We start from the raw sequence: 25,009 nt of genomic DNA, 5'->3' as shown, positions 1-25,009 counted from the left end.
TGCGAAAACGGATCAGGCCAGCCAGACCGTCAGGCCAGCGGCAATAGCACTGGCGGCGGACAACGCGATTAACGACAACGCCAGGCTCCACCTCAAGGACGCATCCCGGGCGCGATAACCTGTCAGCCGCTCCATGATCAGGGCATTGGCCGCAAACGGGGTGCCGAACGCCGTGATACCCCAGCCGGTGACCATGGCAAAGCCCAACCCCAGCACGGCGCCAGGTGGCCACGCTGGCCCCAGGATACCGCCAATCAAGGTACCTGTGAGGATCGGGTTGGCACCGGCCAGCCCAGCCAGAAAGAAACTCCAGGGCACCAGTGCCGCCAGTACCGGCCACGCCCAGCCCGGCAAGCCCATATCGCCGTTCACCTGCCCAAGCACCACCGCACTGATCACCGAACCAATAAAAGCGGAACCACCGACAATGGCCAGTTCATTACTGACATTGGCCATCGTGGGTGGGCGGGGCGTGTGGCCGCCAGCGAAGGACAGCCCCCAGCCGATGATGACCGCCGCCAGGCAGCTCAGGGTAACCGAACGAGCGTAACTGAATTCATAAACATGGCTGAACAGGAATACCCCGATACAGATGCCCAGGATAATCCCGCCAAACCGCAACCAGGCTGCAGCCCCGGCGGTGTCTGCGGCTGCACCCGTTTCAAGCTGCGGCTCCGGCTCGCGCCAGAGAAAACCCGCCAGAAGCACCAGCATGGCGAACGGCAGTGAAAGACCAATGAGCTGAGCACCGCCAAGGGTGGGCAGAAGCGTCAATGTCAGCGCTACGGAGATGGATAACGGAGACCAGATTGGTGATACACCAAAGCCTCGGAGCACCGCCCGGGTGCTGTTGCGGGTGGCCGCAGAATCGCCGGAACGGCGGATTCGCTCGGAGATCAGGCTACCAACCACCGCCACCGAACCGAAGTTGAGAGGTACCGACACCAGCGCCGTGCCGAACGCCAGGCTCGCATACCGGGTACCCGGCTTGCCGCTGAACAGACTGCTGGAGATTCGCTGCAGATCCCGGGAACCGGCCAAAACCGAAGACAGCAACATCACCGACAGAATCAGCCCGGCCAAACGGGTCATGTTCCCGGCCGCCCCTTCCACCAATCCGGGGTCACGGCCAAACGCAAAGGCCATCGCCAGCACCGCCACGGCGAAGACTCCTCGGGGTACCCGGCGCATATCCCGCCATCCAAGACTGACCGCCATGCTTACGGCCACCGCGCCCAGAAATGCCATGCCCGGCAGGGTCGCCAGTACTGCAGCAATCAGGGCCACATAGGCCAGTGCGGATCGGAGTGTGGACACAGCAAGGTTCCCGGCAGGTCAGTCGAGTAGCATGGTGACCTACCATGTTAAGGAACCTATCTACACAGCGCTATCCGCAATTATGGGGATACCCTGCGCCAATGGCTGTCCGCTCAGGCCCCGAACAACGCCGAGCGCAGCGGTTTCAGGAAGCCCGCCTTTTCCGGGCTGGCCTGCTGGCTGCACCGGCCATCAAACTCCAGATAACCGTCTTCAATGGGCTCAAAGCGCAGAATCTTCACATCTTGCAGGTAGTTCTGGCTCGCCTTCCAGGGCCCGTGAGTGCCCTGGCGCGGCAGGCGATCTTCGGCACGCTTGATGTAACCGGCGTCCAGCGAACCCAGAATGGTGTCGTTACCCAGGCTGTTTTCCGTGTCTCGCGGCACCACCACCTGATAACCTTTGCGATCCATATGGTTGATCAGCCGGCACAGGTATTCGCTGGCAATATCGGCCTTGAGGGTCCAGGAGATGTTGGTGTACCCGAAGATCATGGCGGCGTTGGGCATGCCTTCCACCATCACGTTCTTGTAGATCACCTTTTCCTTCAAGACTACGCCCTGGCCATCCACCGTGGGCTGGATACCACCCAGCATCTGAATATCCAGGCCGGTGGCCGGAATGATGATATCTGCTTCGAGCTCTTCACCGGATTTGAGGCGAATGCCGGTGTCGGTGAAACGTTCAATATGGTCGGTTTTGATCGAGGCAGTACCCGCCTTGATGGCATCAAACAGGTCGCCGTCTTTCACCACACACAGGCGCTGATCCCAGGGGTTGTAGTCGGGGGTAAAGTGGCGCATATCCGCCTTGCCCTTCAACTGGCGCTTGATCACCGACAGGAACAACCGGCGCATGGCCTTCGGGCTCTTGCGGGAACGCTCATACAACAGGCGTGAAATGGAAATATTACGGGCCCGGGTCAGCCGGTAAGCGGCTTTCTCCGGCAATACCTTCTGCAGCGCCAGAGTGACCTTGTCGGTCGACGGCAAAGGCATCAGGTAGGTGGGCGAACGCTGCAGCATGGTCACATGGGCGGCTTTTTCCGCCATGGTGGGCACCAAGGTAATGGCGGTCGCCCCACTGCCAATCACCACCACTTTCTTTCCGGAGTAATCCAGGTTCTCCGGCCAGTGCTGCGGGTGCACCACCTGGCCCTTGAAGTCTTTTTCGCCGGGGAAATCGGGCTTGTAGCCCTGATCGTAGTTGTAGTAACCGGTGCAGCCCACCAGGAAGCTGGCCGTGTAGGTCTCCGCTTCGCCGGTCTTTTCATTCACCGCCGTCAGCTTCCAGCATTTTTCCTCACTGGACCAGTCAGCAGTCTTTACCGCCACACCGTAGCGGATGTTCCTTTCCACATCGTTTTCCCGGGCGGTGTCGGCCACGTACTGCTTGATGGAGGCTCCATCGGCCAGCACCTTGCCACCGGTCCAGGGCCGGAAGTTGTAGCCAAAGGTGAACATGTCGGAATCGGAGCGAATGCCGGGGTAACGGAACAGATCCCAGGTGCCTCCTAACGACTGCCTGCGCTCGAGAATGGCGAAGCGCTTGCCAGGGCATTCCCGTTTCAGATGGCAAGCCATGCCAATGCCGGAAACGCCGGCGCCGATGATCAGAACGTCGTAATGTTGGTGGCTCATGGTGTGTTACTCCCGGGCTTATGCTTATTGTCAGTGCCCCTAAGGTACGCCCAAGAGTGTGACCTGCAATTGGCCCTGGTCTCCACCAATCGCCGTAAGGACAGCCAAAAGCCAAAGCCCGGTCTAGGTTTCAACCCCCGGGTACTTCTCGCGGATGCGATACAGCCGGTAGATGGTGATCACGTTGGTCACCAGCACCATGGCCTCGGCCAGAATCCCGCCCACCGAACCGATCACAATGTTATTCAGCATCCAGCAGAACGCCGCCAGCCCCAGCACAATGCGCAGCGGGATACCCCGGAGCATAAACATGCCGATGGTGCCCAGTATGGCCGCCGCCAGCGGAAACACATCCGTGGCGGACTTCCAGGTAGCCCAGGCGACCAGCAGGTTAACCCCCAGCATCGCCACCATGATCGGCCAGTTGCCCTGATACTTCCTGGCCAGGGCGATGCGCACAATCACCAGCACCGTCAACGCGGCAGCGGTCCAGCTTTCAAAGAAGGCAAACATCAGGGCGAAGGCGACGTTGGCGGAGATCAGTAGCACCATCAGCCGGTCGTCGTTCTTGTTGGCGAAGCCGGCAATGCAGAAGGCCAGCGCGACCAGGCCAAACAACTGGCCAAGACTTTCGGTGAGGCTGAGTGAGGTCATAAATTCCGGCATAGGCATTCCGTGCAGCCCAGAAAAAGGAGGAACGGCCCTATTGGCGAACCAGCGGGTTTCCCCCGCCCTGCTGGATAAGCCCGGACGAAAACTGATCCATTAATTGCTCAGCGCTGAAGTCCTGTTCTCTCAGCTCTGGGTTGAGCGCCCGGCTGAATTGCCTGAAATCGAGGGCCTGCCAGTGTTCCGGCGCCAGCATTCGTTCGATCAAATGCACATTGTCGGCTGTCGCCGGCTCAAACTGGTAGCTCAAGGCCGCCGATCGCCCGCCTTCAGCAAAGTCGTAACCATGGTGGTAATCGTGAATTAGCAACAGCGCGAGGCCTCCACCCATAAAATGGCGACCAAGGCTCACCGTCAGATCGCCCCGGTGAATGGCCGCCAACGCTCTGGGCTCCCAGTCCACACCACCAACAATCACATCCTCGCCAGGCCTGCGGCCCGCGTCTCTGGCCGCCTGAATGGCACCGAGAGCCATTCCGTCACTGGCATTCCAGATCGCTGTGGTTTGTGGGTAGCGCCGGAATAACACCGACATTTTTTCGCTGGCCTGCTGTTCGCTCCACTCAGCAAGCACCAACTGCAATAGCTGAGCTTGACCAATACTGGTCGCGTTCAGAAGCCCCTGGTTACGATCTCTGGCAGCCGAAGAATCCAGCGTCCCGGTCAACGCCACCATCGGCACCGGCGCACCGGCTTCAACCAAACCACGTTCCACCGCCCGACGTTCCAACAGTTTGGCCAAGGTTCGGCCGGCCTCCACATTATCGGGCACCACATGACCAATCCAGCTGTCCAGAGTCTCCCTCGGCATACCCACTGCCGCCCGTGTCGTCTCGGGCACATCGGTATTGAACGAGAAGACTTTCACACCCTGCCCGTAGGCCTGCTCCAGTATCTGGGTGGTGACGAGCTCTTTGCACATGATGATCAGGTAATCCGGCTTCTCCTCAGCGGTGATGATTTGCTGAGCCATGCGCAAGTAGCTGAACCGGTGCCTGTCAGTATCGAACTGAATCTCGAGGTCAACATCCAGATCAACCGCAACCTGCTCCATAAAGCCCGCCACCATCTGCCAGAAGCGCGAATCGTCTGGTGACAGGAACATCACGCTTGGTCGTATGCCGGCATCCGCAACCCGCATAAAAGAGCAAACAATGAGACTGATCAGCAGGACTGTGCGTAATGCCATGTAATTCCCTAACCACCGGCGTTTCTGGTCGTTCAGTATAACGAACATTCCAACATACGAGCCCCAGAGAACACCAACTCGATCACACCCGGTGCAGAAGGTCAGCGGGATTGGTGGATAATGTCATTGCCCATAGCTTGCTAACCGAGAGATCATCGGTCAATCATGCGCCAATGCCGGAAGATCACCATGGAAAACTACCTCAAGCCCACCGCATTCTTCGATTACGACAAGCCGGAAGTCAAAGCCTGGATTGACCAGCAACTTGAGGGTGTGCCCAATGAACCGGTAGAGCGGATCAAGGCGTTGTACCTGGCGGTGCGCGACAGTGTCCAGTACAACCCTTATGTGTTCCAGACCGACCCAAACACCCTGTCTGCCAGCTACGCGCTGGAATCCCGCGAGAGCTACTGCATTCCCAAAGCGGTCCTGCTCGGCGCAGCTGCACGATACATCGGCATTCCCAGCCGTCTGGGCCTGGCCGATGTACGCAATCACCTGTCCAGCCCCAAGCTGATCGAGTGGCTGCGCTCCGATATTTTCAGGATGCATGGCTTTATCGAGCTGTACCTGAACGGCCAATGGGTTAAAGCCACCCCCGCCTTTAACAAGCAGCTGTGTGCTTTGATGAAGGTGGAGCCGCTGGAGTTTGATGGCGTGAACGATTCCGTGTTCCAGGAGTTCACCGAAGACGGCCAGGCCCATATGGAATACATCAACGACCACGGCGTGTTTGATGACGTGCCCTTCGACTTTATCGTTGACGGGGTGCGTTCAGCGTACGGCCATCTGTTTGAGGCCGACGGAAAACCCGCCCGCGTTGATGGCAGCCTGGAGCAGGACGTCACCAGCAACCCATAAAAAAACCGGCCACCCACTTCCCGTGGGCGCCGGTTACAGGGGTCAGCCTGAATGGTCAGGCTTGAGTGAACAGCTTACTCTGCCGAATTGCGGATCAGGAAATCGAAGGCGCTCAAGGCGGCTTTGGAACCTTCGCCCATCGAAATCACGATCTGCTTGTACGGCACCGTGGTGGCATCACCGGCGGCGAACACACCCGGAATCGACGTCTCGTTACGATCATTTACGATGATCTCACCGTGCTGGCTCAGTTCGATGTCGCCTTTCAGCCACTCGGTGTTCGGCACCAGGCCGATCTGCACGAACACACCCTCCAGCGCCACGTGGTGCGACTCACCGGTATTGCGGTCGGTGTAGGTCAGGCCATTTACCTTGCCGTTCTCACCCGTGATCTCGGTGGTCTGGCCAGAGGTAATGATCTCCACGTTCTTAAGGCTGCGCAGTTTCCTCTGCAGTACTTCGTCCGCACGCATTTCGGCACCAAACTCGATCAGGGTGACGTGGCCGACAATCCCGGCCAGGTCGATCGCCGCTTCCACGCCAGAGTTACCGCCGCCGATCACCGCCACGCGCTTGCCTTTGAACAGCGGGCCGTCGCAGTGCGGGCAGTAGGCCACGCCCTTGTTGCGGTACTCTTCCTCACCCGGCACACCCATCTGGCGCCAGCGGGCACCGGTAGACAGAACCACCGTGCGCGCTTTCAGGGAAGCACCATTTGCCAGCCTCACTTCATGCAGGCCACCGGTCTGTGCCGCGGGAATCAGCTTCTCCGCGCGCTGCATGTTCATGATGTCGACTTCGTATTCGTTAACATGCTGTTCCATGGCCGCCACCAGCTTCGGGCCCTCGGTGTACGGTACGGAGATCAGGTTTTCGATCCCCATGGTATCGGCTACCTGGCCACCAAAGCGCTCGGCCGCAATCCCGGTGGAAATCCCCTTACGGGCCGCGTAGATGGCCGCTGCGGAACCCGCCGGGCCACCGCCAATCACCAGCACCTCAAAGGCGTCTTTCTGGTTGATCTTCTTCGCTTCTTTCTCGGCCGAGTTGGTGTCCAGCCTGGCCACAATTTCTTCCAGCGTCATCCGGCCCTGGCCCCAGGGCTGGCCATTCAGGTACACACTGGGTACCGCCATCACTTCACGCTGCTCGACTTCGTCCTGGAACAGGGCGCCATCGATGGACGTGTGCTTGATGTTCGGGTTCAGCACACTCATCAGGTTAAACGCCTGGACGACATCCGGGCAGTTCTGGCAGGACAGGGAGAAATAGGTTTCGAACTCGAACTCACCGTCCAGTTCCTGGATTTGCTGAATCACTTCCTGGGAAGCTTTGGACGGGTGGCCGCCCACCTGCAACAGCGCAAGGACCAGAGAGGTAAACTCGTGGCCCATGGGAATACCGGCGAAACGCACGCCAATGTGAGTGCCCACACGGTTGATGGCAAACGACGGACGACGCACATCAGCCGAATCTTCAGTCCGCAGGCTGATTTTCTCGGACATCGGCTCGATTTCTTCCAGCAACTGCTTCAGCTCCTGGGACTTTTTGCTGTCGTCGTAGGCTGCCACCAGCTCAATCGGCTGCTGCAGCTTTTCCATGTAGGCCTTCAACTGTCCTTTGATATTGGCGTCCAACATGTTCGGTATTCCCCTTTATGTCGTGAAACTAACTGTCTGAATTCAAAAATGAATCGTTATCTGAAGTTGCAGGTACGATAAGGGCAAGCCGGAGCCTTCTCAAATTGATTGACCCAACCCATCTGATAGCTCAGACCTATACGATTCCATAAAGTCGATTGATAGATACAAAAAAGGCCCGCTGTGCGGGCCTTCTTGCAAGTTTCACCCGTGCAGGGAAACTTAGATCTTGCCAACCAGGTCCAGAGACGGAGCCAGAGTTTCTTCGCCTTCTTTCCACTTGGCCGGGCAAACTTCGCCAGGATGGTTACGAACGTACTGGGCAGCCTTCACCTTGCGCAGCAGGTCGTCTGCGTCACGGCCGATGCCTTCAGCAGTGATTTCCATCGCCTGGATAACGCCATCCGGATCGATCAGGAAAGTAGCGCGGTCTGCCAGGCCCTGGCCTTCACGCATCACACCGAAGTTGTTGGTGATGGTGCCGGTCTGGTCGCCTACCATGTAGTAGTTGATCTTGCCGATGGTGTCGGAAGTGTCGTGCCATGCTTTGTGGGTGAAGTGGGTGTCGGTAGACACAGAGAACACTTCAACGCCCAGCTTCTGCAGCTCTTCGTACTTGTCAGCGACATCGCCCAGTTCGGTCGGGCAAACGAAGGTGAAGTCGGCCGGGTAGAAGAAGAAAATGGCCCACTTGCCTTTCACGTCTGCTTCAGAGATTTCAACAAACTCGCCCTGCTTGAATGCGGTGGCGTTGAACGGTTTGATTTCGCTGTTAATGATACCCATCGCAGAATAACTCCTGTTGGTTCATTTGGGTTTAGGCTTGAAAACGGTGCACAAGATACGGTTTTGGCCCACTGGGTGAAAATTGATTATTTCCAAACCCGGAATAGGCTTAACCTATCTATGGGGCCTTATCCCGCAAGTTCAATCTTTCGGAAATCCAGAATATTTTCTTTTGGTGACGATTTGATGGCCGCCACCTCGGCCCGCTTGTTCACCAGAATGTAGGCAAAACAGGCAAAGTAGAGGCCGATTACCAGCGCCCCAACCCACTGAATACGCAGAAAATCCAGCTGGAACAGCATGGTCAGCATCACCATGGCACCAAAATTAACGATCACGTAGTTCATTCGCCCCATACGCCGGGCGGTCAGGTTCAGGTTATCGGTGTACAGTCGAATCAGCGAATCCAGCGAGTTCACCACCATAAGAACCCCCACCGAGATCATGGCGAGATTGGTGAATGCCGCAATTTTCAGACCCTCGGCGTGGTAGTGGAACAGCACCGAGAACCACACACCGATAGCGATGGACGGCACCACCAGCATGGCAATCAGCAACTGCCAGGTTTTGATGCCACTGACGAAACGCGCCGTAAACTGGCCGATCATGATACTCCAGGAGAACCACCAGAACAGGTAGAACTCATGGTAGTCGTTGATCGGCAGGGCAAATCGGTGAATGTTGGTAAAGTATTCCCCCAGCATGCCCGCGGTACCGAAGAAATCCGCCGGGGTGCCCTTGCCCAGGGCAAAGGCCCGCAGCCACATGCCGGCAATCAGGGCAATAAACAGCACACTGGAGCCGATACTCAGAATCCGCACATACTTGATCTTGGAACTGGAATACACCGCCAGGGCAATGGCCGCAAACACGATCACGTAGAACGCCGGCATCACGGTTTCGCCGTCGCCCAACTGGGGCAGATACCAGGGCAGGTTCACCAGCAACAGGTACGCCGTGAAGGCGCAGGTACCGATGATCACCACGTTATTGATGATTTTCACCACCGGGATTTCAAAAAACTTTACCCTCGGCTCGATGATGGCGAAGTAAAAACAGGTCAGGAAATAGAAGCCCCAGATCAGAAAGGCCCAGAAGCCAAACTCAATGGCCAGGGGGTTGGCGAATCCGTACTCCGGACTGGCAGACAGATCGGCGTAGCTGCCGAACTCGGTCAGCGGGAACATGATCAGCCCTACATCCAGGCCCGAGGTGAACAGAATGGCAATGAACGTCAGTGTGCGAACCGGTGTGACACCGATGCACTGTACGTCCCACCATTTGTACAGAATCAGGGCAATGGCGGCGAAGGTGAAGATCAGGCCTGTGGATAACCAGAGTGTCATGGGCTGAGCCTCCGGTTGGTTGTTTTCAGTTTAATGCACAGCATGGGTGTTCCTCCTCTACTTTTTAAGCGCTGCTTAATTCGAATCGGACACAAACCCCCGCGTTTTCTTCTCGTTACGGGCCAGGACTTGCCTATCTGACGCCCAGGAAACGGCCAGCACAGCCGTCGCGTTGATAGGGAAATCCTGATGGTTTGCTAACCCCGGAGGCCTTGCACCCCCGGGGCCGGGGCTTCGGGTGCTAGATCAGCACCCGTTTCGCCTGCCCCGGTCGTTGGTGTGCCTGCCACTGGTCATCCATATGGACCGGCACATCCTCGGGTTGCAGGGGCTCCCTGCCCCGGATCAGGTCGGCTGCCCGCTCGGCCACCATGATGGTGGGCGCATTCAGGTTGCCATTGGGTATGGTGGGGAAGATGGACGAATCCACTACCCGCAGGTTCTTGATGCCGTGTACCCGGGTATCCGGGCCTACCACGGCGAGTTCGTCGGTGCCCATCTTGCAGGAGCAGGACGGATGGTAGGCGCTCTCCACCGCCTGGCGCACGAAGGCATCGATGTCGTCATCGCTCTGCACAGCCACGCCGGGCTGAATTTCCGCACCCCGGTAGTCGTCCATGGCGGGCTGGTTGATGATCTCACGGGTCAGGCGCACGCAGTCCCGGAAACCCTCCCGGTCGGCTTCGTGCTCCAGGTAGTTAAAGCGGATGGTCGGTGCCTGTCTTGGATCGGCGGATTGAACCCGAACATAGCCCCGGCTTTTCGGCTTGTTGTGGCCGATGTGCAGTTGGAATCCGTCGCCATCAAAGGCTTCCTTGCCGTCATAGCGCATGGCCGCCGGCAGGAAGTGGTATTGCAGGTCTGGCCACTCGACACCCGCCTTGGAGCGAATAAAGCCGCAAGACTCGAAGTGGTTGGTGGCACCCAGCCCGTCTTTGCGTAGAATCCAGCGCACACCGATCTTGAGCTTGTTCCACCAGTCCAGCTTGCCGTTGAGCGACACCGGCTGTTTGCAGCGGAACTGGAAGTAGAACTCCAGGTGGTCCTGAAGGTTCTCACCCACGCCGGGCAGCTCGTGCTTGACCTCAATACCGGCCTGTTCCAGCACCTCTCGTTTGCCGATGCCGGACAACTGCAGCAGATGGGGTGAACCTATGGAACCGGCAGACAAAATCACTTCCTCGGCAGCATTGGCCTCATGCATCTTGCCGCCCTGCTCGTACCGCACACCGGTGGCGGTTTTGCCATCCAGCACTACTTCGTGGACAAGGGCGTGGGTCACCACCGTCAGGTTCGGGCGGTCCATGGCCGGGCGCAGGTAGGCGTTGGCCGTGGACCAGCGGCGACCGTTCTTCACGGTCATGTGCATGGCCCCAAAGCCTTCCTGTTGGGCGCCGTTGTAATCGGCCGTTTCCAGGTAGCCGGCATCCACGCCCGCCCGGATAAACGCCTTGTACAGCGGGTTGCGCATGTTGTTGCCGTTGTTCACCCCAAGCGGGCCGGTGTCGCCCCGGTAATCATCGCCGCCAAAGGCCCAGGTCTCCGCCTTTTTGAAATACGGCAGCACGTTCTGGTAATGCCAGCCGGTGGCGCCCTCGGAATCCCACTCGTCAAAATCCCGGGCGTGGCCACGCACATACACCATGCCGTTGATGGATGAGGAGCCCCCGAGCACCTTGCCCCGGGGGCAGTGCATGCGGCGGTTATCCAGATACGGCTCCGGCTCGGTCTCGAACTGCCAGGCGTACTTCCTGGTGTTCATGGGGATGGACAGGGCCGTGGGCATCTGGATGAAGATGCTTTTGTCGCTGCCGCCAGTTTCCAGCAGCAGCACCTTGTGGCGGGCGTCTTCGGTGAGGCGGTTGGCCAGCACACAGCCGGCCGAGCCCGCGCCTACAATGATGTAGTCGTATCGGTTTTCTGTCATACGCATTCTCCTCTGTGGCCGACGGGATTAAAACGGGGCGTCGAGGTCGTTCATTCCCACATACACCGATTTGATCTGGGTGTAGTGGGCAATGGTCTCGCGCCCGTTTTCCCGGCCAATACCGGAGAGTTTGTAGCCGCCCACCGGCATTTCCGCCGGCGAGGCACCGTAGCTGTTGATCCAGCAAATACCGGCCTGGATCTGGTGAATCACCCGGTGCGCCCGGCGTATGTCTTTGGTGAACACGCCGGCAGCCAGACCGGTATCGGTATTGTTGGCCCGGGCAATCACCTCGTCTTCGTCGCGGAAGGTCAGCACGGACATGACCGGCCCGAAGATTTCTTCCCGCACGATGGTCATGTCGTCGGTGCAGTCGGTGAAAATGGTGGGCTCCACAAAGTAACCGCCTTTGGCATCCTCCGGCTCAAACGCCCGGCCCCCGTGGCTGAGCGTGGCACCTTCTGCAATGCCTTTGCCGATGTAGCCCATAACCAGATCCTGATGCTTTTTGGAGATCAGGGCACCGAAGTTGGTGGCCGGGTTCATCGGGTCACCGGCTTTGATGTTCTTGCGGGTGCGCTCCAACAGCCGTTCAATAAAGCGCGGGTAGATGCCTTCGTGTACAAACACCCGGGTACCGTTGGTGCAGATCTCGCCCTGGGTGTAGAAGTTGCCCACCATGGCGGCGGAGATGGCGTTCTCCAGATCCGCATCGTCAAAGATGATCAGCGGGGATTTGCCGCCCAGCTCCATGGTGACGTCCTTCAGGGTGGAGGACGCCGCTGCCATCACCTTCTTGCCGGTGGCCACTTCGCCGGTGAACGATACCTTGGCAATCTCCGGGTGATGGGTCAGCCACTGGCCCACCTCGGCCGCGCCCTGCACCACGTTGAACACGCCCGCCGGCACGCCGGCCTCGATGAAGATTTCTGCCAGCTTCACTGCGCCCATGGGCGTTTCTTCCGACGGCTTGAAGATCATGGCGTTACCACAGGCCAGGGCCGGCGCGGACTTCCAGCAGGCAATCTGGATCGGGTAGTTCCAGGCGCCAATACCGGCACAGATCCCCAGCGGCTCCCGGCGGGTGTAGTAAAAATCACCGCCCAGGTCTTGCTGATTGCCCTCGATGGACGGCGCCAGGCCGGCAAAGAACTCGATGGCATCGGCACCGGTCACCACATCCACCGCTTCCGCTTCCTGCCAGGGTTTGCCGGTGTCGCGTACTTCCACCGCTGCCAGTTCGTCATTGCGCTCGCGCAGCAGCGCTACCGCTTTCAGCAGAATCCGGCTGCGCTCAATGGCCGGGGTGGCCGCCCACTGGGCAAAGCCGGCGCGGGCACTTTCAATGGCGGCCTGCTGCACCGCCTCATCCGCTACTTCCACCTGGTAGATCACCTGGCCGGTGGCCGGATTCACCACCGGGAAGGTCTCACCGGAACGGTTGGCCAGAAACCGGCCGTGGACAAAGTTCTGAACAACAGGAACAGATGCAGACATAAGCGGTTGGTAACCTCAATTCGGTGTCTTCAGGCCTTGTGGGCCATGGAATTCGGGTTGGCTCAGGCGCTTGCCCGGGCCAGTGTCTCGTGAACAAACTGCTTGCAAAGCCGCTCGCCGGCTTCAAAGCTTTCGGCCGGGTCCAGGCTCAGGGCGCTGCGCAGCCAGAAGCCGTCAATCATCGCCGCCGTTTGCCGGGCCGCTTCCGTGGCCTGCTCCGGCGGCAACACCTGGGCAAACGAGTAGCGCAGGTTGCTGTACAACCGGGCGTTGTTGATCTGCTGCAGCCGCTTCAGCCCCGGCTCGTGCATAGAACGGGCCCAGAAGCTGAGCCAGGTTTTCGCCGCCAGCGCCGAACGCTGGAACTCGGAGAAGTTGGACTCAATGATGCAATCCAGGCGCTGGGCCGGGGAGCGATCGGTTTTCGCCATGCGCTCCCGCAGCTCCTTGCCGAGCTGGTCCAGCAGATAACGCAAGGCCGCCTCGATCAGCCCCTGCTTGCCCCCGAAGTAGTGGCTGATAATCCCGGAGGACATCCCTGCCCGCTTGCTGATGCTGACAATGGTGGTGTTCTGCATCCCCAGCTCGGCGATGGACTCCATGGTGGCTTCGATCAACTGTTGGCGACGGGTGTCTTTGATTCCGACTTTTGGCATGGCGAGAGGCCTATTCTCCGCTCTTTCTTTTTTAATTGAACGTTCAATTAATATAAAGGCTACAGAAAAGGGGGCGTTTTTTCAAATGCCCCCTTCAAAGCGCATGGCGCACATCCCCTCAGTGACGCACCCAACGGCCGTCAAGCAAGGCGATCTCCTCGTCTGAGGCCAGTGGCTGGCCAACCATCATCCGGTCCAGCTCTGCGTCCAGCACACGGCCACCACTGGCGGTCCGGTAGCCCGTCGAATCCGCCGATGCGAGAACGTCGGTCTTGGCTACAGCGTTCCAATCACCACGGCCATCACGACAGGCAATCTGCTCTGAAGCCCCGGCAGAGCTTTCTAGCCGAAACTGACGGCACCAGTCGCCAGCCTGGCTCCGGAAGGTCAGTCTCGGCATAACGGTGGCATCGGAACCAACCTCAGAGGCCTGGCCGCTGGGCTGCTGCTCCAGAGCCTGGGCGATGGACGGCCATGCGGGATCGTCCACCGCCGGTGAGCCCAGCCACTGGGTCATGGCGAAGCCGGCCACCACGGCGGCAGCCACCGCTTTGCCGGAATGTTCCTTCAGCCGGCGCCACCAGGGAAAGGCCACCACGTTGTCCGGGCGGTTCTCGGGGGCGGCCTGCGCCAGCAACCGCGTTACCTCATCCGGCATGGGTTGTTGATCAATGGCCCCGTAATGCCGCTGCAACTCGGCATCCACCGAGGCCAGTTCCGCCAGCCGGTCCGCCAGTGCCGGGTCCAGGGCGATCTGATCGCGCACCGCGTTCATTTCCGGCTCGCTCAGTTCGTTATCGAGAAACGCGGACAGTACTTCGTCTGTGATGTTCATGATTCGGTCCTCATACCCGCCGCCGGCGCCAATGCCTCACTTAACGCGGCTCTTGCTCGAGCCAGGCGGCTCATTACGGTGCCCTTGGGGACTTCCAGAATATCAGCCACTACTTTGTAGGGCAGGCCCTGAATAGCCACCAGTGAGATGATCTGGCGCTGGTCCTGGGGCAGCTCCGCCATGGCCGCATCCACCCTGCTCCATTCGATCTGCTGGGTGGTGTGGTGCTCGCCGTTGATGACCTGGCCATCCGACAGTTCCGGCTTTTCGGCCGCTTCCCGGCGAACCTTTCTGGCCCGGCATTCGTCTATCCACACATTACGGCACACCCGGAACGCCCATTTGGTCAGGTCTGCGTCATCCGGCCGGCCCCGTGCCAGCAACCGCTCCACCGTGCTCTGTAGCAGGTCGTCGGCATCCGGCATCGAGCCGGTCAGCGAATAGGCAAATCGCCGCAGCCCAGGTAACAGTTCAGTCAATTCCTGTTGCATGGCATTGTCTTTTAGTGAGTGTTATCAGTAGAACGGCTCAGGCCGAACGTTATTCCCGGCCCGAGGGAATTTTCTTCATCGCCGGCCGTTAAATAACCAGAAAGCCCTACACCCTTTGCTCAACCGGAAGGCGTTTATGAAATTCGATTCCCACCTTGGCCTGATCAGCGTGCTTACCCTGTGTTCCGTGTCTACCATGGCGCTGGCCATTGGCAGCCAGGCACTGGACCGGCAACTGGATTCTGTGTCCCGCCAGGTAGAGCAGAAAACCGAGCAGGCCATCGAACGCTCCATGGGCCGCCGGCTGGACGCTGTGGAACAACGCATTGAAGCCCGCGTTGAACAGGTCAGGGGTCAGTTGCCCCGGTTACCGCGCTCTCTCCCTATTCACACGCAGCAAGGCGGCAAAGCGTTCAATGATGTGAGGCTGGATGACGGTTTCCGGGCCGTCGAGCGCCAATGGCTGGCCACCGGCACCGCCGCTGAAGTCGCCGAACTGGACCGCCCCGGCATCACCATTCTGGAGCGCCGGGAACTGACCGGCCTGGGCATGATTCTGGTGCGGTTTCGGGTAGCCCCGGCACTGGACTCCCTGGACGCCCTGCAAGCGGAACTACCGGGGCTGGCAGAGCAGCTGGACCGCAACCACATTTATGCGCCACAAAGTGACAAGGCCCCCGAGGGCAGCGATGCGGCCCTGCCCCAGTGGCAAAGCCTGTGCTCCGCACCAGTGCGGGTAGGCATGGTGGATACCGCCATTGCGCTGTCCCACCCGGTGTTTGAAGGCGCACAGATTGTTCAGCAAAGCTTTCTGGAACTGGCAGAGGCAAAGGGCGAACTTGCCGCTCCCACGGCCCACGGTACGGCCGTCGCCAGCCTGATGATCGGCCGCCAGGCGCCGCATTGGCCGGCCCGATTGCCGGGGGCCACGCTGTTCAATGCCTCGGTGTTCTACGGGCGTGATCAGGCGCTGTCCGGGGCGACGCTGGGGCACTTGCTGGATGGCCTGAGCTGGTTAGCCGATCAGGAGGTTTCAGTGATCAATATCAGCCTGACCGGGCCGGACAACCGGCTGTTGAATACAGCCATCGAACGGCTGAATGATCGGGGAATCGGTTTGATTGCCGCTGTCGGCAACGAGGGGCCAGCAGCAGCCCCACTTTACCCGGCAGCCTATGGGCCGGTGATCGGTGTCACGGCCGTGAATGGCTCTGGTGAACTATACCGCTGGGCCAACCAGGGCGAGCAGGTGCAATTCGCCGCCCCCGGTGTTGCGGTACCAGTAGCCATACCCGAGGGTGGCATGGCGCCGGACAGCGGCACGTCTCTGGCTGCCCCGGTGGTGGCCTCGGCACTGGCCTGCGAGCTCAGCCGGGTTGATTTGCCCGGGGCCATAGAGACATTGACGAGCAATGCACAGGACCTCGGCGAACCGGGCCGCGATACCCGGTTCGGCCATGGTTTGCTGGATTACTAGAAACCCGCTCGCAGCGACACACCTGCCACAAACCGGTCGTAATCGGCGGAATCGATGGTGGAGGTGTAATGGCCGTAAGACAGCTTCGGTTCCAGACTGAAGACTTCGTTCAAGCCCTGCCGCCAGCTGGCTTCCACCACCCGGGCCTTGTCCACCCGCTGGCTGGTTCGCTCTTCCAGATCCCGGGTCAGAAAATCGTTCAACCCCCGGCCGGTCTCCTCCGTGATCACCACCTCATCGTATTCCTGGTCTTCGTAACGCCAGCTCAAGCGAAAACGGCTGTCCTGACCACCGACGGTAAACCGGTGCACCAACGCCACCCGCAACCGGAGCAACTGGTTGTCGTAGGCATCCGAGCGGGCATCTTCGTCGTCCAGATCAACCCCGAACACCAGGTTGCTCCGGGCCTGATTGAAAAAGAAGAACGCATCGAAACTGCCACCCCGGATGTCCGAATCCCGAGCCGTACCGTCGTTAAAATCTTTCGATTTGTCCTGAACACTGGCCAGCAGGTACACGTTCTCGCCAATCAGGCTGCCCAGATACAGGCTGGTGCGCCGGAAATCCAGGAACCGCTCAGAATCCAGAGTAGCGTAGGAATAGTGATGGCTGGCACCCACCGTGACCGGATCAAAATCATAGCTCAGGTCTGCCGAGAGCAGGTGAATGTCTTGATCAAACTGGTCCAGGTTATGATACCGGCGCCCGGACAGGTCGTATCCCAGAGTCAGGTTCAGCGCTTCGGTGGGTTTCAGAATGCCTTCCAGCCCGGCATCAAACACCCAGGCTTCATCACTCTGATCGGATGAGGCGTTCAGCTCGTCTACCGTCACATTACTGTCGTGTTCCAGGCCGCCGCCCAGGTACCCGTTCACTTCGGAATCCGCTTGTACCGCCGGTACCGCAAGCCCCAGCGTTACCAACCAGATCGACATTCGTTGAATGTTAGGCATGTCTGCTCCTTGTTCGCTCACAAACAAAGGCCGGGCACAGGGCCCGGCCATGGTCGGATGAGTGATTACTGACCACCGTTGCGGACAGAGCCCTGCACAGCACCCCGTACAGTGCTCTGTACCTCGCCACGGACCGTGTCAGAAACAGACGTTCCAATCTGCTTGTTGGTTTCGGCGCGGATCTCGGCATTTCGGGCCTCATTCACCCGTTCACGGGCCTGCTCACGGCGCTGGGCCGCGTTGTCCACGGCGGCTTCGCCCTGGGCCCGGGCAGTGCCGCTTACCCGCTCACCAACTTCAACGCCCATGGTGGCCGCCTGGCTGGCGCTTTCACGAGCCTCCGTGCTTACCGCCTCACCGTGGTCGGCGGCTTCGTCACGGGCCGCATCGCCATCAACCTGCGCCTGCGCATTGGCTGAGCCGCTGCCCTGAGCCGACGCGCCATCGCGGGCACTGGCCTGGGCGCTCATGTTGGCCTCAGCCTCCACGTTCGCATTGGCGGCACCTTGCTGAGCAAAAACGCCGGTGGAAACCAGGGAACAGATTGCGAGTGTCAGTACATGCTTTTTCATGGAAACATCCTCCTGTGTTTTGCCCTTTCGGGTTGCTTTCATCAGGAAGACGGATGGGCAAGAGATTTATTCCAAAAAGATTCCCGGGGGCAATTAGACACAGCCACCTTCTGATTTCCCGGGACTGTGCTACGTTTGGAACTGAATAGTCACCTCAGGATTCAATCTTCATGGCCTACTTCAGTAAACACTACCATGCTCCAGGTACGGCCCCGGGGACTCTGGTAACAAAAGACTCCAACCATGCGTTATCCATTCACCTGATTGACTACTCGGATCACCACGTTGAGGAACAGGCGTTGGCCACTGCCGAGGAATGCAAGGCCTATCTTGAGCGGGACTCAAAAACCTGGATACAGATCAACGGCGCGGTCGATGCCAACACCCTGCGTGCCCTGGGTGACATGTTCGACCTGCACGACCTGGCGCTGGAAGATGTTCTCAATAGCGGCCAACGCCCCAAAATGGAACTGTATGACGATCAGGTGTTTCTTATCTCTGCCATGCCGATGTTCGATGACGAGCGCCTGGAAGTGGTTCAGGTAAGCCTGTTCGCAGGCCCAGGTTACCTGATCTGCCTATGCCCACTGGAGCAAGACCCGTTCGAGCCGGTCCGCAAGCGCATTCGCCAGCCCAACAACCGCCGGTTTACCTCACGGGGCATCGACTACCTGCTTTATGCCATGCTGGACCTGATTACCGACTCCGCGTTCCCGGTGCTGGAAACCTTTGGCGACAAGCTGGAGGAAATGGAGATCGAACTGCTGGAGCACCCCCGCAAGCAAACCCTCACCGACCTGCACCACCTCAAGCGGGAGCTGCTGATGCTCAGGCGGGTTCTCTGGCCACAGAGAGAGGCACTGACCAGTCTGATGCGTATGGAGAACTCGCTGATACATCAGGACACCCTGATCTACTTCCGGGATTGCCAGGACCACAGCATCCAGATCATCGAGCTGCTGGAGAGCTTCCGGGAAATGGCGACCAGCATGCTGGATATCTACCTCTCCAGCATCAGCCAGAAAACCAACGACACCATGCGGGTTCTGACTATCATCGCCACCATCTTCATCCCCCTGACGTTTATAGTCGGTGTCTACGGCATGAACTTCGAGCATGCCGATAGCCCATGGGCTATGCCGGAGCTGGGCTGGTATTACGGATACCCGATGGTATGGGGGCTGATCATTGTCGTTACCGCCGGCCTGATCTGGTTCTTCAAACGGCGGCATTGGATGTAAGCAACCAGTCTTTTATCGACTCCAGGGGGGCTGGCCGGCACAACCAGAAGCCCTGCAGCATATCGGCCCCCATGGATGCCAACAGTTTGGCGGAGGCCTCGTCTTCCACGCCTTCGGCGACCACCAGAAAGCCCAGGCTGCGGCCCATACGGATGGCCGTTTCGGCGATCGTTCTGGAATGTTCACTGGTACAGACATCCACAATCAACGAACGGTCCAACTTGATTTCACTGGCGGGCAGGCGCTTCAGGTAGGAAAGCGAAGAGTAGCCGGCTCCAAAATCGTCAATCGACACCTTCAGTCCGGAGCCGGCCAATGCCTCCAGCGCCTGCAAGCCCTTCTCCGGGTCGTCCATCGCTGCCGTCTCGGTCAGTTCCACCGTTACATCGCCAGCCTGCAAACCACAGGCTCGCAGAGTCTCCGCAAAAAGCTCAATCAGATCCGGTGAAAGAAGATCCCGGGCCGAGATGTTAATCGACATCGTCAGTGACGGCTGTACGGCCTTCAATACTTTCAGGTCCGACAGGGCCTTTTCGATTACCCAACGGGTGAGATGCTTGATCACTCCGGTTTTCTCGGCCAACGGAATGAAATCATCAGGTGCCACCCAGCCACGCTCGGGATGAAACCAACGAATCAGGGCCTCCACACCAACAATCTCACCATTGGAAAGCCGTGTTTTCGGCTGGTAATGCAGTTCCGTTTGCCGATTCTGAAGAGCCTCTCTCAAATGAGAGATCAGCGTGAGCCGGCTCTCGTCATAGATATCGTACTTTCCGGAATAGAAACCGGTCTCGAACGAACCCCGCGGGGTCATTTCCATTGCCACGTGGGCATTGCGAATCAGCACGCTCGCTTTCTTTCCGTGCTCCGGATAACTGGCTGCGCCATACTTCAGGTGTGGGTCGATGGCCAGGTGGTCCAGTGCTATTGGCTGGGCCAGTTGCTTCAGAGCACCGTCCAGGGTTTCAAAATCATTGCCGGCCTTGCGGGCATCCACCAGCAACCCGAAGCTATCGCCGGATATCTGATACACCCGTTCGGTGCCGCCCAGACTGTCCCGCGTGGCATGCACCATTGGCAACTGCGCAGCCAGCGTTGTCATTTGATCCGCTAGACGCCTTAGCAGTCGTTCACTTCGTTCGAGCCCGAGGGTCCGGTTAATTTCCTCCAGACCCGTCACTCTGGCCACGCCCACCATGTAGGCGCCGCCAGGATCCCGTTTCAGCTGCTCGTCTACCATCCATTCAAACCGGTTTCGGTTTGGCAGGCCGGTGGCCGGATCATGGGACATAGCATGAGTGAGGCGATCCTGAGCATCCCTCCGTGCCTTCTCCTGACGAAGGCTGTCTGCCTGGGCCTGAATCTTTTGTTCCCGCTCACGGTACAAACGGTCCGCCAGTGCCAGAGTCAGAATGAAAGCCTCAAGGCCGGAGCCAATCTGCATGCCGTAATCGGTGAAGAAGTTCTCAGGGAAAATACCCAGTGCACGCCCGGCGGTTGCCATTACCCCAACCGTTAACGGCGACCAGGCCACGGTAAAAAAAATGCCAGCCCGCACTCCGGCCGCCCAGCTTACCGGCCCGGCAACCAGTAACAGCGAAAAGAATACAAATGCCGAGATCGCTGCCAGCAGTATCCCGGTTTTATACGCCAGGAAGGGCACCGCAAGAAAGTACAGTATCTCGAATATCAGCATAGCAATCAGCGCAACCCGCAGCCTCGGGCTGTGTGAGCGCACGCGCAGAAATTCCATACAGAAGAGGATTGAAAACATGGCCAGGAACGGAATCGAAAGCATCAGTACGTGGGCATGAACGCCCGGAAAGGCCGGATAAAGATGCTGGAAACTGAACCCGCGGATGGAAGCGAAGAACGCCAGGTAACCAAGAATCGCCAGGCAATAATACAGATAGAGCTTTTCCCTCAGGGTCAGGAAAACCGCCAAGTTGCTCAGGATGATAATGGTCAGGCTGCCAAAATAAAAAAACTGCAGCTTTTGCTCGGCGCTGACGGATTCATAGAACTGGTTTTCCCGCCATATCCGCAGCGGCAACACCATCGTGCCCTCGGTGGCAACCCGGATATACAGGGTTTTAGCCTCTTGCGGAGCGAGCTGGAAACGCAGAAGATTGTTGGGATGGTCAACATCGCGGGGATAGAACGGCCGGCGGTCTCCGGTCTGGAACGTCCGGACCAGTTCGCCGGATTCAATAACGTAAAACGTGACGTCATCAAGCTGAGAGTAGGCCAGTTCCGCAACCAGGCTGAGACTCTCCCAGGTCTGGTTTACAACGGGTACTCTAAGCCAATAGGCCGATTCTGTGATGCCAAATGTGGCCCGACCATCTGCCTGCACCCGCCAGGCATCCTCCGGTAGTGACCGGATTTCATCCAGCGAAGTACGGCCACTCACATCCTCCCAATACTGAAAATGATTACGGGTCTCCGCAGCAGGTGATAAGGTGACCGGCGCCATCGCCGCAGAACTCATCGGCCAACTGGTCCAGAGCAGCACCCACAATATTCGCCATGCCTTGCAAGGGATCACCGACAGCAAACTCCCCAAACGGACGACACGCCCTTTTAGTTGTTATTTGCATTCAAGTCTAGCAAGACAGCGCAGGAACGGAAGGTATCTGGCAGTATTTTGTGTAGTAATTTGTGTCGCTTCACATAGTCCGGCAGGCGACAGGTTGGCTATCCCCAGACATGCACCCACGAAGTTGCGCTATGGTTCTGGCTGAATTGAGACAGGCCGGTCCGGCGGCGGCAGGTTGGGTAGCATGGCCTCCGCATCAACTGTGTAGTTCGCGAAGAAAGCTTCCGCCGCTTCAATCAGAGCACTCTCGGTTTCGAGGATACCGAGATAGACCGGCCATTCGGCGTCGATCAGATCCGTGCTGTAGCGGTGCGAATCGATATCCAGCAGCCTTGCCATAAACCGGAACTCCAACTCGTTCATCACGACGTAATCGCATCGTTTGTGCAGAAACATGTTCAACATCTGTTGCGCATTGTAAGCATCATGGCGCTTCAGTTTATTACCGATCCGGCGCTCAAGTTGATCGCTATAGACAAACCATCTGCGCAGACAGATGCTGCCCCGAAGGTCATCGAAGGAGACCGGTTGTCGGCCAGGTTGCGCGAACACACGGTCACGCCAGGTCAACACCGGCCCGACGCGGTGCATCCGGTCCGGCTGCGGCATCCATTTCGGGGTGGCGAAAACCGCATTGGCTCGCCCTTCTTCCAGGGCCCAGACCTGGCGGTTACGAGGCATCGGGCGGAACGCGACGGCGATACCGGCCTCCAGGCCGAAATCATTGATCACCTCGACCAAAATACCCTTGTTGAGGTTGTCACCGTAATAAAACGGCAGAAAACCCTCGTCTGACCCCATAACCTGGAGCGTTTGGGACGACCCCGGAACGGCCCAGAATAGTGCGATGATCAACAGGCCTACTCTCATTGCATGCTCCTTACCTAAATCGGATCACAATCGAGGGCAACAAGGGTTTGTTATGGAATAACCTCTGCCAGAGCTTTCGTCTGAAGACCACGAAGATCCATGGAAGAGAGCCTGATCTTGATACGAGCATCCATCTTAAACATACACAAACGCATGTTGCCAGAGGGGCATCTTCTTTAGGGCATGAAGTCTGGCTTTGCGACAGGCAGAAGCACCAGCGCAGACACGTCTGACAACGACCATTGGTGAAATGCTTGCATGCGCATTACCGTGCGCATAGACTTGGGCAGTGTACTTAAAGGCTACCTGGAGGCTCTCATGGCCGAACTCTACAATACAACGGCGCCCAAAAAAGCAGCGAACCTCTCAATCAATAGCGATCTACTGCGCAAAACCCGGGAACTGAACATTAATTTATCTGCGACCCTGGAACGAGCTCTGAAAGAAGAGCTTGCGAAGCGGGAAGCAGCACAATGGGTTGAGGAAAATCGCGCTGCGATAAAAAGTTACAACGATTTTGTCGAACAACATGGATGCTTCGGCGACGAATTCAGGGCGTTCTGATGGCACAGTTTGATGTGTACCCCAATCCAAGTAAAACCAGCAAAGTGCATTACCCTTACCTTGTCGATATTCAGAGCAGCCTCCTGAACGAGCTGGCAACTCGCATCGTTATCCCTTTGGGCAACCGTTCTGCCTTTGGTGGCGAGGCCATGCAAGGACTCACTCCGGAAATCAGCTTTGCCGATCAGGAGCTGCTGCTGTTAACCCCGCAAATTTCCTCGGTGCCTGAAAAGCATCTCAAAAATCCCATTGGCTCCCTCTCACACTTTAGAGACCAGATTGTTGGAGCGCTTGACCTGGCTATCACCGGTATTTAACGCTCGCCATCACTGGTGGCAATTCCGCAGCGAAGCGGAGGGTTTGGTATCCGGTGCATGGCCTGGTTACACCTCACTCTGGTCAGTGAAGCTGATTGAAAACTTCCGGGTGTTGCTCAGCAATGCGCAGAAGCGCAACCGCAGGCCCCTGGGGCTCTCGCCGACCCTGTTCCCAATCCTGAAGGGTTCGCACACTCACGCCCATAAGACCGGCAAAGGCTGACTGCGACATGTTCAACTTCAGCCTGATCACTTTAGGCGGTGAGGGCTCTGATAGCTCGTGGGTTCGCAGAGCCAATTTGCCCTTCTTGAACTGCTTGATTTCATTGATGCCATCAAGAATTTCTGCTCCAAGGTTCCTGTCACCCATTTTTGATTGCCTCCGCTATCTGCTTGAGCGTATGGCCAGAAATACTGGCGCGCTCTGATTTACTGTACAGCGTGAGCATCCATATCTCGTGGTCAGACTTCTTCCAGTAGTAAATGGCTCTGATACCACCGCTCTTTCCCGAACCCGCTGGTGCCCATCGAACTTTACGAACGCCACCCGAGCCTTTGATTAGATCCCCGGCATCCGGCTTCTGCAAAAGGTAGGTTTGAAGCCCACGATATTCCTCGTCCGTGAGGTAGTTCGGCAACAGCTTGGTGAACGTTGAGGTTTCGATGAACAGCATCATCAGAATATACGGCGATGCCGTACAAAACTCAAGACCGGATCAGTGAGGTGTAACGCCAGCCAGCATGCGCGGCTACGGAATGGAGGCGAAGCCGCAATGCAGTAGGCGTCGCGTGCCTGGCAAACGAAGGATACGAGGTGGCCGCCACAGAGTCCGCACCGTGATGTTCATGGCCATGCTCTCATCCATTCAGTGCAACCCGGTGTTCAAACGCTTTTATGAACGCCTGAAGGCCCAGGGAAAGATCCCGAAAGTCGCCCTCATCGCCTGCATGAGAAAGATGATTGTGGTGCTCAATACCATGATCAAAAACCAGGAATCATGGCGGGGTGAAATGGCTTAATTTATGGAATTGACACCACAGTCACTTGTTATGACTTGCTGGGTTCGCCTGCTCCCTAGTCGGCCACTGCCTAGGAAGGCTCTCGATGGTCATGGAAATTTTTAATGTGACGATCACTATAACTTTCGGGGCTCATTCGGATCTTCGTGGCCAGGGACACCAAAGCCTCCCTATTTCGGTTGTCATAGTCGGTGACCTCGGACTCAGACAACTGAATGTCTAGTGAATACATCGCAACCGATCCACACAGAACCGTGAAAAACAGTTTCCCTTCGTTCCTGAACAACATCCAGTCCCACGGACTCGACTCTAAAACCTGCACAAAGACCTCATAGAGTCATAACGCCTGCAGCATGCGCGCCCATGGAATGGAGCCGAAGGCGCAATGTAATGGGCGTCGCCGTGCCTGCATTGATACTGATTGAGCCTTCTCCCCAGCCCAGCGTGCGTAAACCGCTGAAGGTTGCCACCCATTCCACGTGAAGCCTGCCACCCGGACCGGAGCAAGGCTGCCACCCATCGGAGCGTAGCGACGCGGG

23 protein-coding genes and 1 pseudogene are annotated in these 25,009 nt (G+C 58.1%); 6 read left to right on the top strand and 18 right to left on the bottom strand.

What is annotated here, in order from left to right; genetic code table 11:
* Positions 1-12: 12 nt before the first annotated feature.
* From ABIE59_RS18900 to ABIE59_RS18885, 4 genes are all read right to left on the bottom strand, one after another.
* Complete coding sequence (locus tag ABIE59_RS18900; RefSeq protein ID WP_286921424.1) at positions 13-1,317, bottom strand: hypothetical protein; 1,305 nt, start codon at positions 1,315-1,317, stop codon at positions 13-15.
* Positions 1,318-1,430: 113 nt separating this feature from the next.
* Positions 1,431-2,957: a flavin-containing monooxygenase gene (locus ABIE59_RS18895; protein WP_354449293.1), complete on the bottom strand. Its 1,527-nt coding sequence runs from the start codon at positions 2,955-2,957 to the stop codon at positions 1,431-1,433.
* 123 nt (positions 2,958-3,080) lie between these two features.
* On the bottom strand, positions 3,081-3,623 hold the full coding sequence (locus tag ABIE59_RS18890) for a YgjV family protein (RefSeq protein WP_354449291.1): 543 nt from the start codon (positions 3,621-3,623) through the stop codon (positions 3,081-3,083).
* A 37-nt stretch (positions 3,624-3,660) separates the two neighbouring features.
* Positions 3,661-4,815, bottom strand: coding sequence for an ABC transporter substrate-binding protein (locus ABIE59_RS18885; RefSeq protein ID WP_354449289.1), 1,155 nt, complete (start codon positions 4,813-4,815; stop codon positions 3,661-3,663).
* Between the two features lie 189 nt (positions 4,816-5,004).
* Here ABIE59_RS18885 and ABIE59_RS18880 point away from each other — a divergent pair, with 189 nt between their 5' ends.
* On the top strand, positions 5,005-5,676 hold the full coding sequence (locus tag ABIE59_RS18880; RefSeq protein ID WP_354449287.1) for a transglutaminase-like domain-containing protein: 672 nt from the start codon (positions 5,005-5,007) through the stop codon (positions 5,674-5,676).
* A gap of 74 nt (positions 5,677-5,750) precedes the next feature.
* Here ABIE59_RS18880 and ahpF read toward each other — a convergent pair whose 3' ends face one another.
* The 8 genes from ahpF to ABIE59_RS18840 form a co-directional block, all read right to left on the bottom strand.
* Entirely contained in the window at positions 5,751-7,316 is a 1,566-nt protein-coding gene (gene ahpF / locus ABIE59_RS18875) for an alkyl hydroperoxide reductase subunit F (protein WP_354449285.1), read from the bottom strand.
* 222 nt (positions 7,317-7,538) lie between these two features.
* Positions 7,539-8,102, bottom strand: coding sequence for an alkyl hydroperoxide reductase subunit C (gene ahpC, locus ABIE59_RS18870; RefSeq protein WP_106693248.1), 564 nt, complete (start codon positions 8,100-8,102; stop codon positions 7,539-7,541).
* 128 nt (positions 8,103-8,230) lie between these two features.
* Complete coding sequence (locus ABIE59_RS18865) at positions 8,231-9,448, bottom strand: BCCT family transporter (protein ID WP_354449283.1); 1,218 nt, start codon at positions 9,446-9,448, stop codon at positions 8,231-8,233.
* 241 nt (positions 9,449-9,689) lie between these two features.
* Positions 9,690-11,375, bottom strand: a complete 1,686-nt coding sequence (gene betA / locus ABIE59_RS18860; protein WP_354449281.1) for a choline dehydrogenase — start codon at positions 11,373-11,375, stop codon at positions 9,690-9,692.
* A 27-nt stretch (positions 11,376-11,402) separates the two neighbouring features.
* Positions 11,403-12,872 carry a betaine-aldehyde dehydrogenase gene (gene betB / locus ABIE59_RS18855; protein WP_354449279.1) on the bottom strand — a complete coding sequence of 490 codons (1,470 nt, stop codon included), beginning with the start codon at positions 12,870-12,872 and terminating at the stop codon, positions 11,403-11,405.
* A gap of 62 nt (positions 12,873-12,934) precedes the next feature.
* Positions 12,935-13,528 (bottom strand): transcriptional regulator BetI, encoded by a 594-nt coding sequence (gene betI, locus ABIE59_RS18850; RefSeq protein WP_354449277.1) that lies wholly within the window; start codon positions 13,526-13,528, stop codon positions 12,935-12,937.
* Positions 13,529-13,646: 118 nt separating this feature from the next.
* Entirely contained in the window at positions 13,647-14,363 is a 717-nt protein-coding gene (locus ABIE59_RS18845; RefSeq protein WP_354449275.1) for an RT0821/Lpp0805 family surface protein, read from the bottom strand.
* Positions 14,360-14,854, bottom strand: coding sequence for an RNA polymerase sigma factor (locus ABIE59_RS18840; RefSeq protein WP_354449273.1), 495 nt, complete (start codon positions 14,852-14,854; stop codon positions 14,360-14,362). The genes ABIE59_RS18845 and ABIE59_RS18840 overlap by 4 nt, the downstream gene beginning before the upstream one ends.
* Positions 14,855-14,990: 136 nt before the next feature.
* Here ABIE59_RS18840 and ABIE59_RS18835 point away from each other — a divergent pair, with 136 nt between their 5' ends.
* Positions 14,991-16,331, top strand: a complete 1,341-nt coding sequence (locus ABIE59_RS18835) for a S8 family serine peptidase (RefSeq protein ID WP_354449271.1) — start codon at positions 14,991-14,993, stop codon at positions 16,329-16,331.
* On the opposite strand, the gene ABIE59_RS18830 is transcribed toward ABIE59_RS18835, so the two are convergent.
* Together ABIE59_RS18830 and ABIE59_RS18825 are read right to left on the bottom strand one after the other, a co-directional pair.
* Positions 16,328-17,284, bottom strand: coding sequence for a surface lipoprotein assembly modifier (locus ABIE59_RS18830; protein WP_354449269.1), 957 nt, complete (start codon positions 17,282-17,284; stop codon positions 16,328-16,330). The genes ABIE59_RS18835 and ABIE59_RS18830 overlap by 4 nt on opposite strands.
* A gap of 65 nt (positions 17,285-17,349) precedes the next feature.
* Entirely contained in the window at positions 17,350-17,856 is a 507-nt protein-coding gene (locus ABIE59_RS18825; RefSeq protein ID WP_354449267.1) for a hypothetical protein, read from the bottom strand.
* A 170-nt stretch (positions 17,857-18,026) separates the two neighbouring features.
* Here ABIE59_RS18825 and corA point away from each other — a divergent pair, with 170 nt between their 5' ends.
* Positions 18,027-19,097 carry a magnesium/cobalt transporter CorA gene (corA, locus tag ABIE59_RS18820; RefSeq protein ID WP_354449265.1) on the top strand — a complete coding sequence of 357 codons (1,071 nt, stop codon included), beginning with the start codon at positions 18,027-18,029 and terminating at the stop codon, positions 19,095-19,097.
* On the opposite strand, the gene ABIE59_RS18815 is transcribed toward corA, so the two are convergent.
* Both ABIE59_RS18815 and ABIE59_RS18810 read right to left on the bottom strand, forming a co-directional pair.
* Positions 19,075-21,591: an EAL domain-containing protein gene (locus tag ABIE59_RS18815; protein ID WP_502915396.1), complete on the bottom strand. Its 2,517-nt coding sequence runs from the start codon at positions 21,589-21,591 to the stop codon at positions 19,075-19,077. The genes corA and ABIE59_RS18815 overlap by 23 nt on opposite strands.
* Positions 21,592-21,828: 237 nt before the next feature.
* On the bottom strand, positions 21,829-22,569 hold the full coding sequence (locus ABIE59_RS18810) for a substrate-binding periplasmic protein (RefSeq protein ID WP_354449263.1): 741 nt from the start codon (positions 22,567-22,569) through the stop codon (positions 21,829-21,831).
* Between the two features lie 318 nt (positions 22,570-22,887).
* Between ABIE59_RS18810 and ABIE59_RS18805 the strand changes: the two genes are divergently transcribed.
* Both ABIE59_RS18805 and ABIE59_RS18800 read left to right on the top strand, forming a co-directional pair.
* Positions 22,888-23,133 (top strand): type II toxin-antitoxin system CcdA family antitoxin, encoded by a 246-nt coding sequence (locus ABIE59_RS18805; RefSeq protein ID WP_354449261.1) that lies wholly within the window; start codon positions 22,888-22,890, stop codon positions 23,131-23,133.
* Positions 23,133-23,450, top strand: a complete 318-nt coding sequence (locus ABIE59_RS18800) for a CcdB family protein (RefSeq protein ID WP_354449259.1) — start codon at positions 23,133-23,135, stop codon at positions 23,448-23,450. The genes ABIE59_RS18805 and ABIE59_RS18800 overlap by 1 nt, the downstream gene beginning before the upstream one ends.
* A gap of 82 nt (positions 23,451-23,532) precedes the next feature.
* Here ABIE59_RS18800 and ABIE59_RS18795 read toward each other — a convergent pair whose 3' ends face one another.
* Together ABIE59_RS18795 and ABIE59_RS18790 are read right to left on the bottom strand one after the other, a co-directional pair.
* Positions 23,533-23,820, bottom strand: coding sequence for a helix-turn-helix domain-containing protein (locus ABIE59_RS18795; protein ID WP_012137897.1), 288 nt, complete (start codon positions 23,818-23,820; stop codon positions 23,533-23,535).
* Positions 23,813-24,127: a type II toxin-antitoxin system RelE/ParE family toxin gene (locus ABIE59_RS18790; RefSeq protein WP_502915395.1), complete on the bottom strand. Its 315-nt coding sequence runs from the start codon at positions 24,125-24,127 to the stop codon at positions 23,813-23,815. Before ABIE59_RS18790 ends, ABIE59_RS18795 begins: the two co-directional genes overlap by 8 nt.
* Positions 24,128-24,236: 109 nt before the next feature.
* On the opposite strand from ABIE59_RS18790, the pseudogene ABIE59_RS18785 reads away from it, so the two are divergent.
* Positions 24,237-24,470 (top strand): annotated as a pseudogene (locus tag ABIE59_RS18785) (transposase); the annotation flags it as partial.
* Positions 24,471-25,009: the final 539 nt, after the last annotated feature.

The organism is Marinobacter sp. MBR-99, assembly GCF_040547575.1.
Classification (GTDB): Bacteria; Pseudomonadota; Gammaproteobacteria; order Pseudomonadales; family Oleiphilaceae; genus Marinobacter.
Note: the sequence above shows the minus strand (reverse complement) of the source record. Positions and strands in the feature narration are given on the sequence as shown.

Coding starts and splice junctions, on each gene's coding strand:
- ABIE59_RS18895 (WP_354449293.1), bottom strand. CDS start 2,957: ATGAGCCACCAACATTACGACGTTCTGATCATCGGCGCCGGCGTTTCC.
- ABIE59_RS18890 (WP_354449291.1), bottom strand. CDS start 3,623: ATGCCGGAATTTATGACCTCACTCAGCCTCACCGAAAGTCTTGGCCAG.
- ABIE59_RS18885 (WP_354449289.1), bottom strand. CDS start 4,815: ATGGCATTACGCACAGTCCTGCTGATCAGTCTCATTGTTTGCTCTTTT.
- ABIE59_RS18880 (WP_354449287.1), top strand. CDS start 5,005: ATGGAAAACTACCTCAAGCCCACCGCATTCTTCGATTACGACAAGCCG.
- ahpF (WP_354449285.1), bottom strand. CDS start 7,316: ATGTTGGACGCCAATATCAAAGGACAGTTGAAGGCCTACATGGAAAAG.
- ahpC (WP_106693248.1), bottom strand. CDS start 8,102: ATGGGTATCATTAACAGCGAAATCAAACCGTTCAACGCCACCGCATTC.
- ABIE59_RS18865 (WP_354449283.1), bottom strand. CDS start 9,448: ATGACACTCTGGTTATCCACAGGCCTGATCTTCACCTTCGCCGCCATT.
- betA (WP_354449281.1), bottom strand. CDS start 11,375: ATGACAGAAAACCGATACGACTACATCATTGTAGGCGCGGGCTCGGCC.
- betB (WP_354449279.1), bottom strand. CDS start 12,872: ATGTCTGCATCTGTTCCTGTTGTTCAGAACTTTGTCCACGGCCGGTTT.
- betI (WP_354449277.1), bottom strand. CDS start 13,528: ATGCCAAAAGTCGGAATCAAAGACACCCGTCGCCAACAGTTGATCGAA.
- ABIE59_RS18845 (WP_354449275.1), bottom strand. CDS start 14,363: ATGAACATCACAGACGAAGTACTGTCCGCGTTTCTCGATAACGAACTG.
- ABIE59_RS18840 (WP_354449273.1), bottom strand. CDS start 14,854: ATGCAACAGGAATTGACTGAACTGTTACCTGGGCTGCGGCGATTTGCC.
- ABIE59_RS18835 (WP_354449271.1), top strand. CDS start 14,991: ATGAAATTCGATTCCCACCTTGGCCTGATCAGCGTGCTTACCCTGTGT.
- ABIE59_RS18830 (WP_354449269.1), bottom strand. CDS start 17,284: ATGCCTAACATTCAACGAATGTCGATCTGGTTGGTAACGCTGGGGCTT.
- ABIE59_RS18825 (WP_354449267.1), bottom strand. CDS start 17,856: ATGAAAAAGCATGTACTGACACTCGCAATCTGTTCCCTGGTTTCCACC.
- corA (WP_354449265.1), top strand. CDS start 18,027: ATGGCCTACTTCAGTAAACACTACCATGCTCCAGGTACGGCCCCGGGG.
- ABIE59_RS18815 (WP_502915396.1), bottom strand. CDS start 21,591: ATGAGTTCTGCGGCGATGGCGCCGGTCACCTTATCACCTGCTGCGGAG.
- ABIE59_RS18810 (WP_354449263.1), bottom strand. CDS start 22,569: ATGAGAGTAGGCCTGTTGATCATCGCACTATTCTGGGCCGTTCCGGGG.
- ABIE59_RS18805 (WP_354449261.1), top strand. CDS start 22,888: ATGGCCGAACTCTACAATACAACGGCGCCCAAAAAAGCAGCGAACCTC.
- ABIE59_RS18800 (WP_354449259.1), top strand. CDS start 23,133: ATGGCACAGTTTGATGTGTACCCCAATCCAAGTAAAACCAGCAAAGTG.
- ABIE59_RS18795 (WP_012137897.1), bottom strand. CDS start 23,820: ATGGGTGACAGGAACCTTGGAGCAGAAATTCTTGATGGCATCAATGAA.
- ABIE59_RS18790 (WP_502915395.1), bottom strand. CDS start 24,127: ATGATGCTGTTCATCGAAACCTCAACGTTCACCAAGCTGTTGCCGAAC.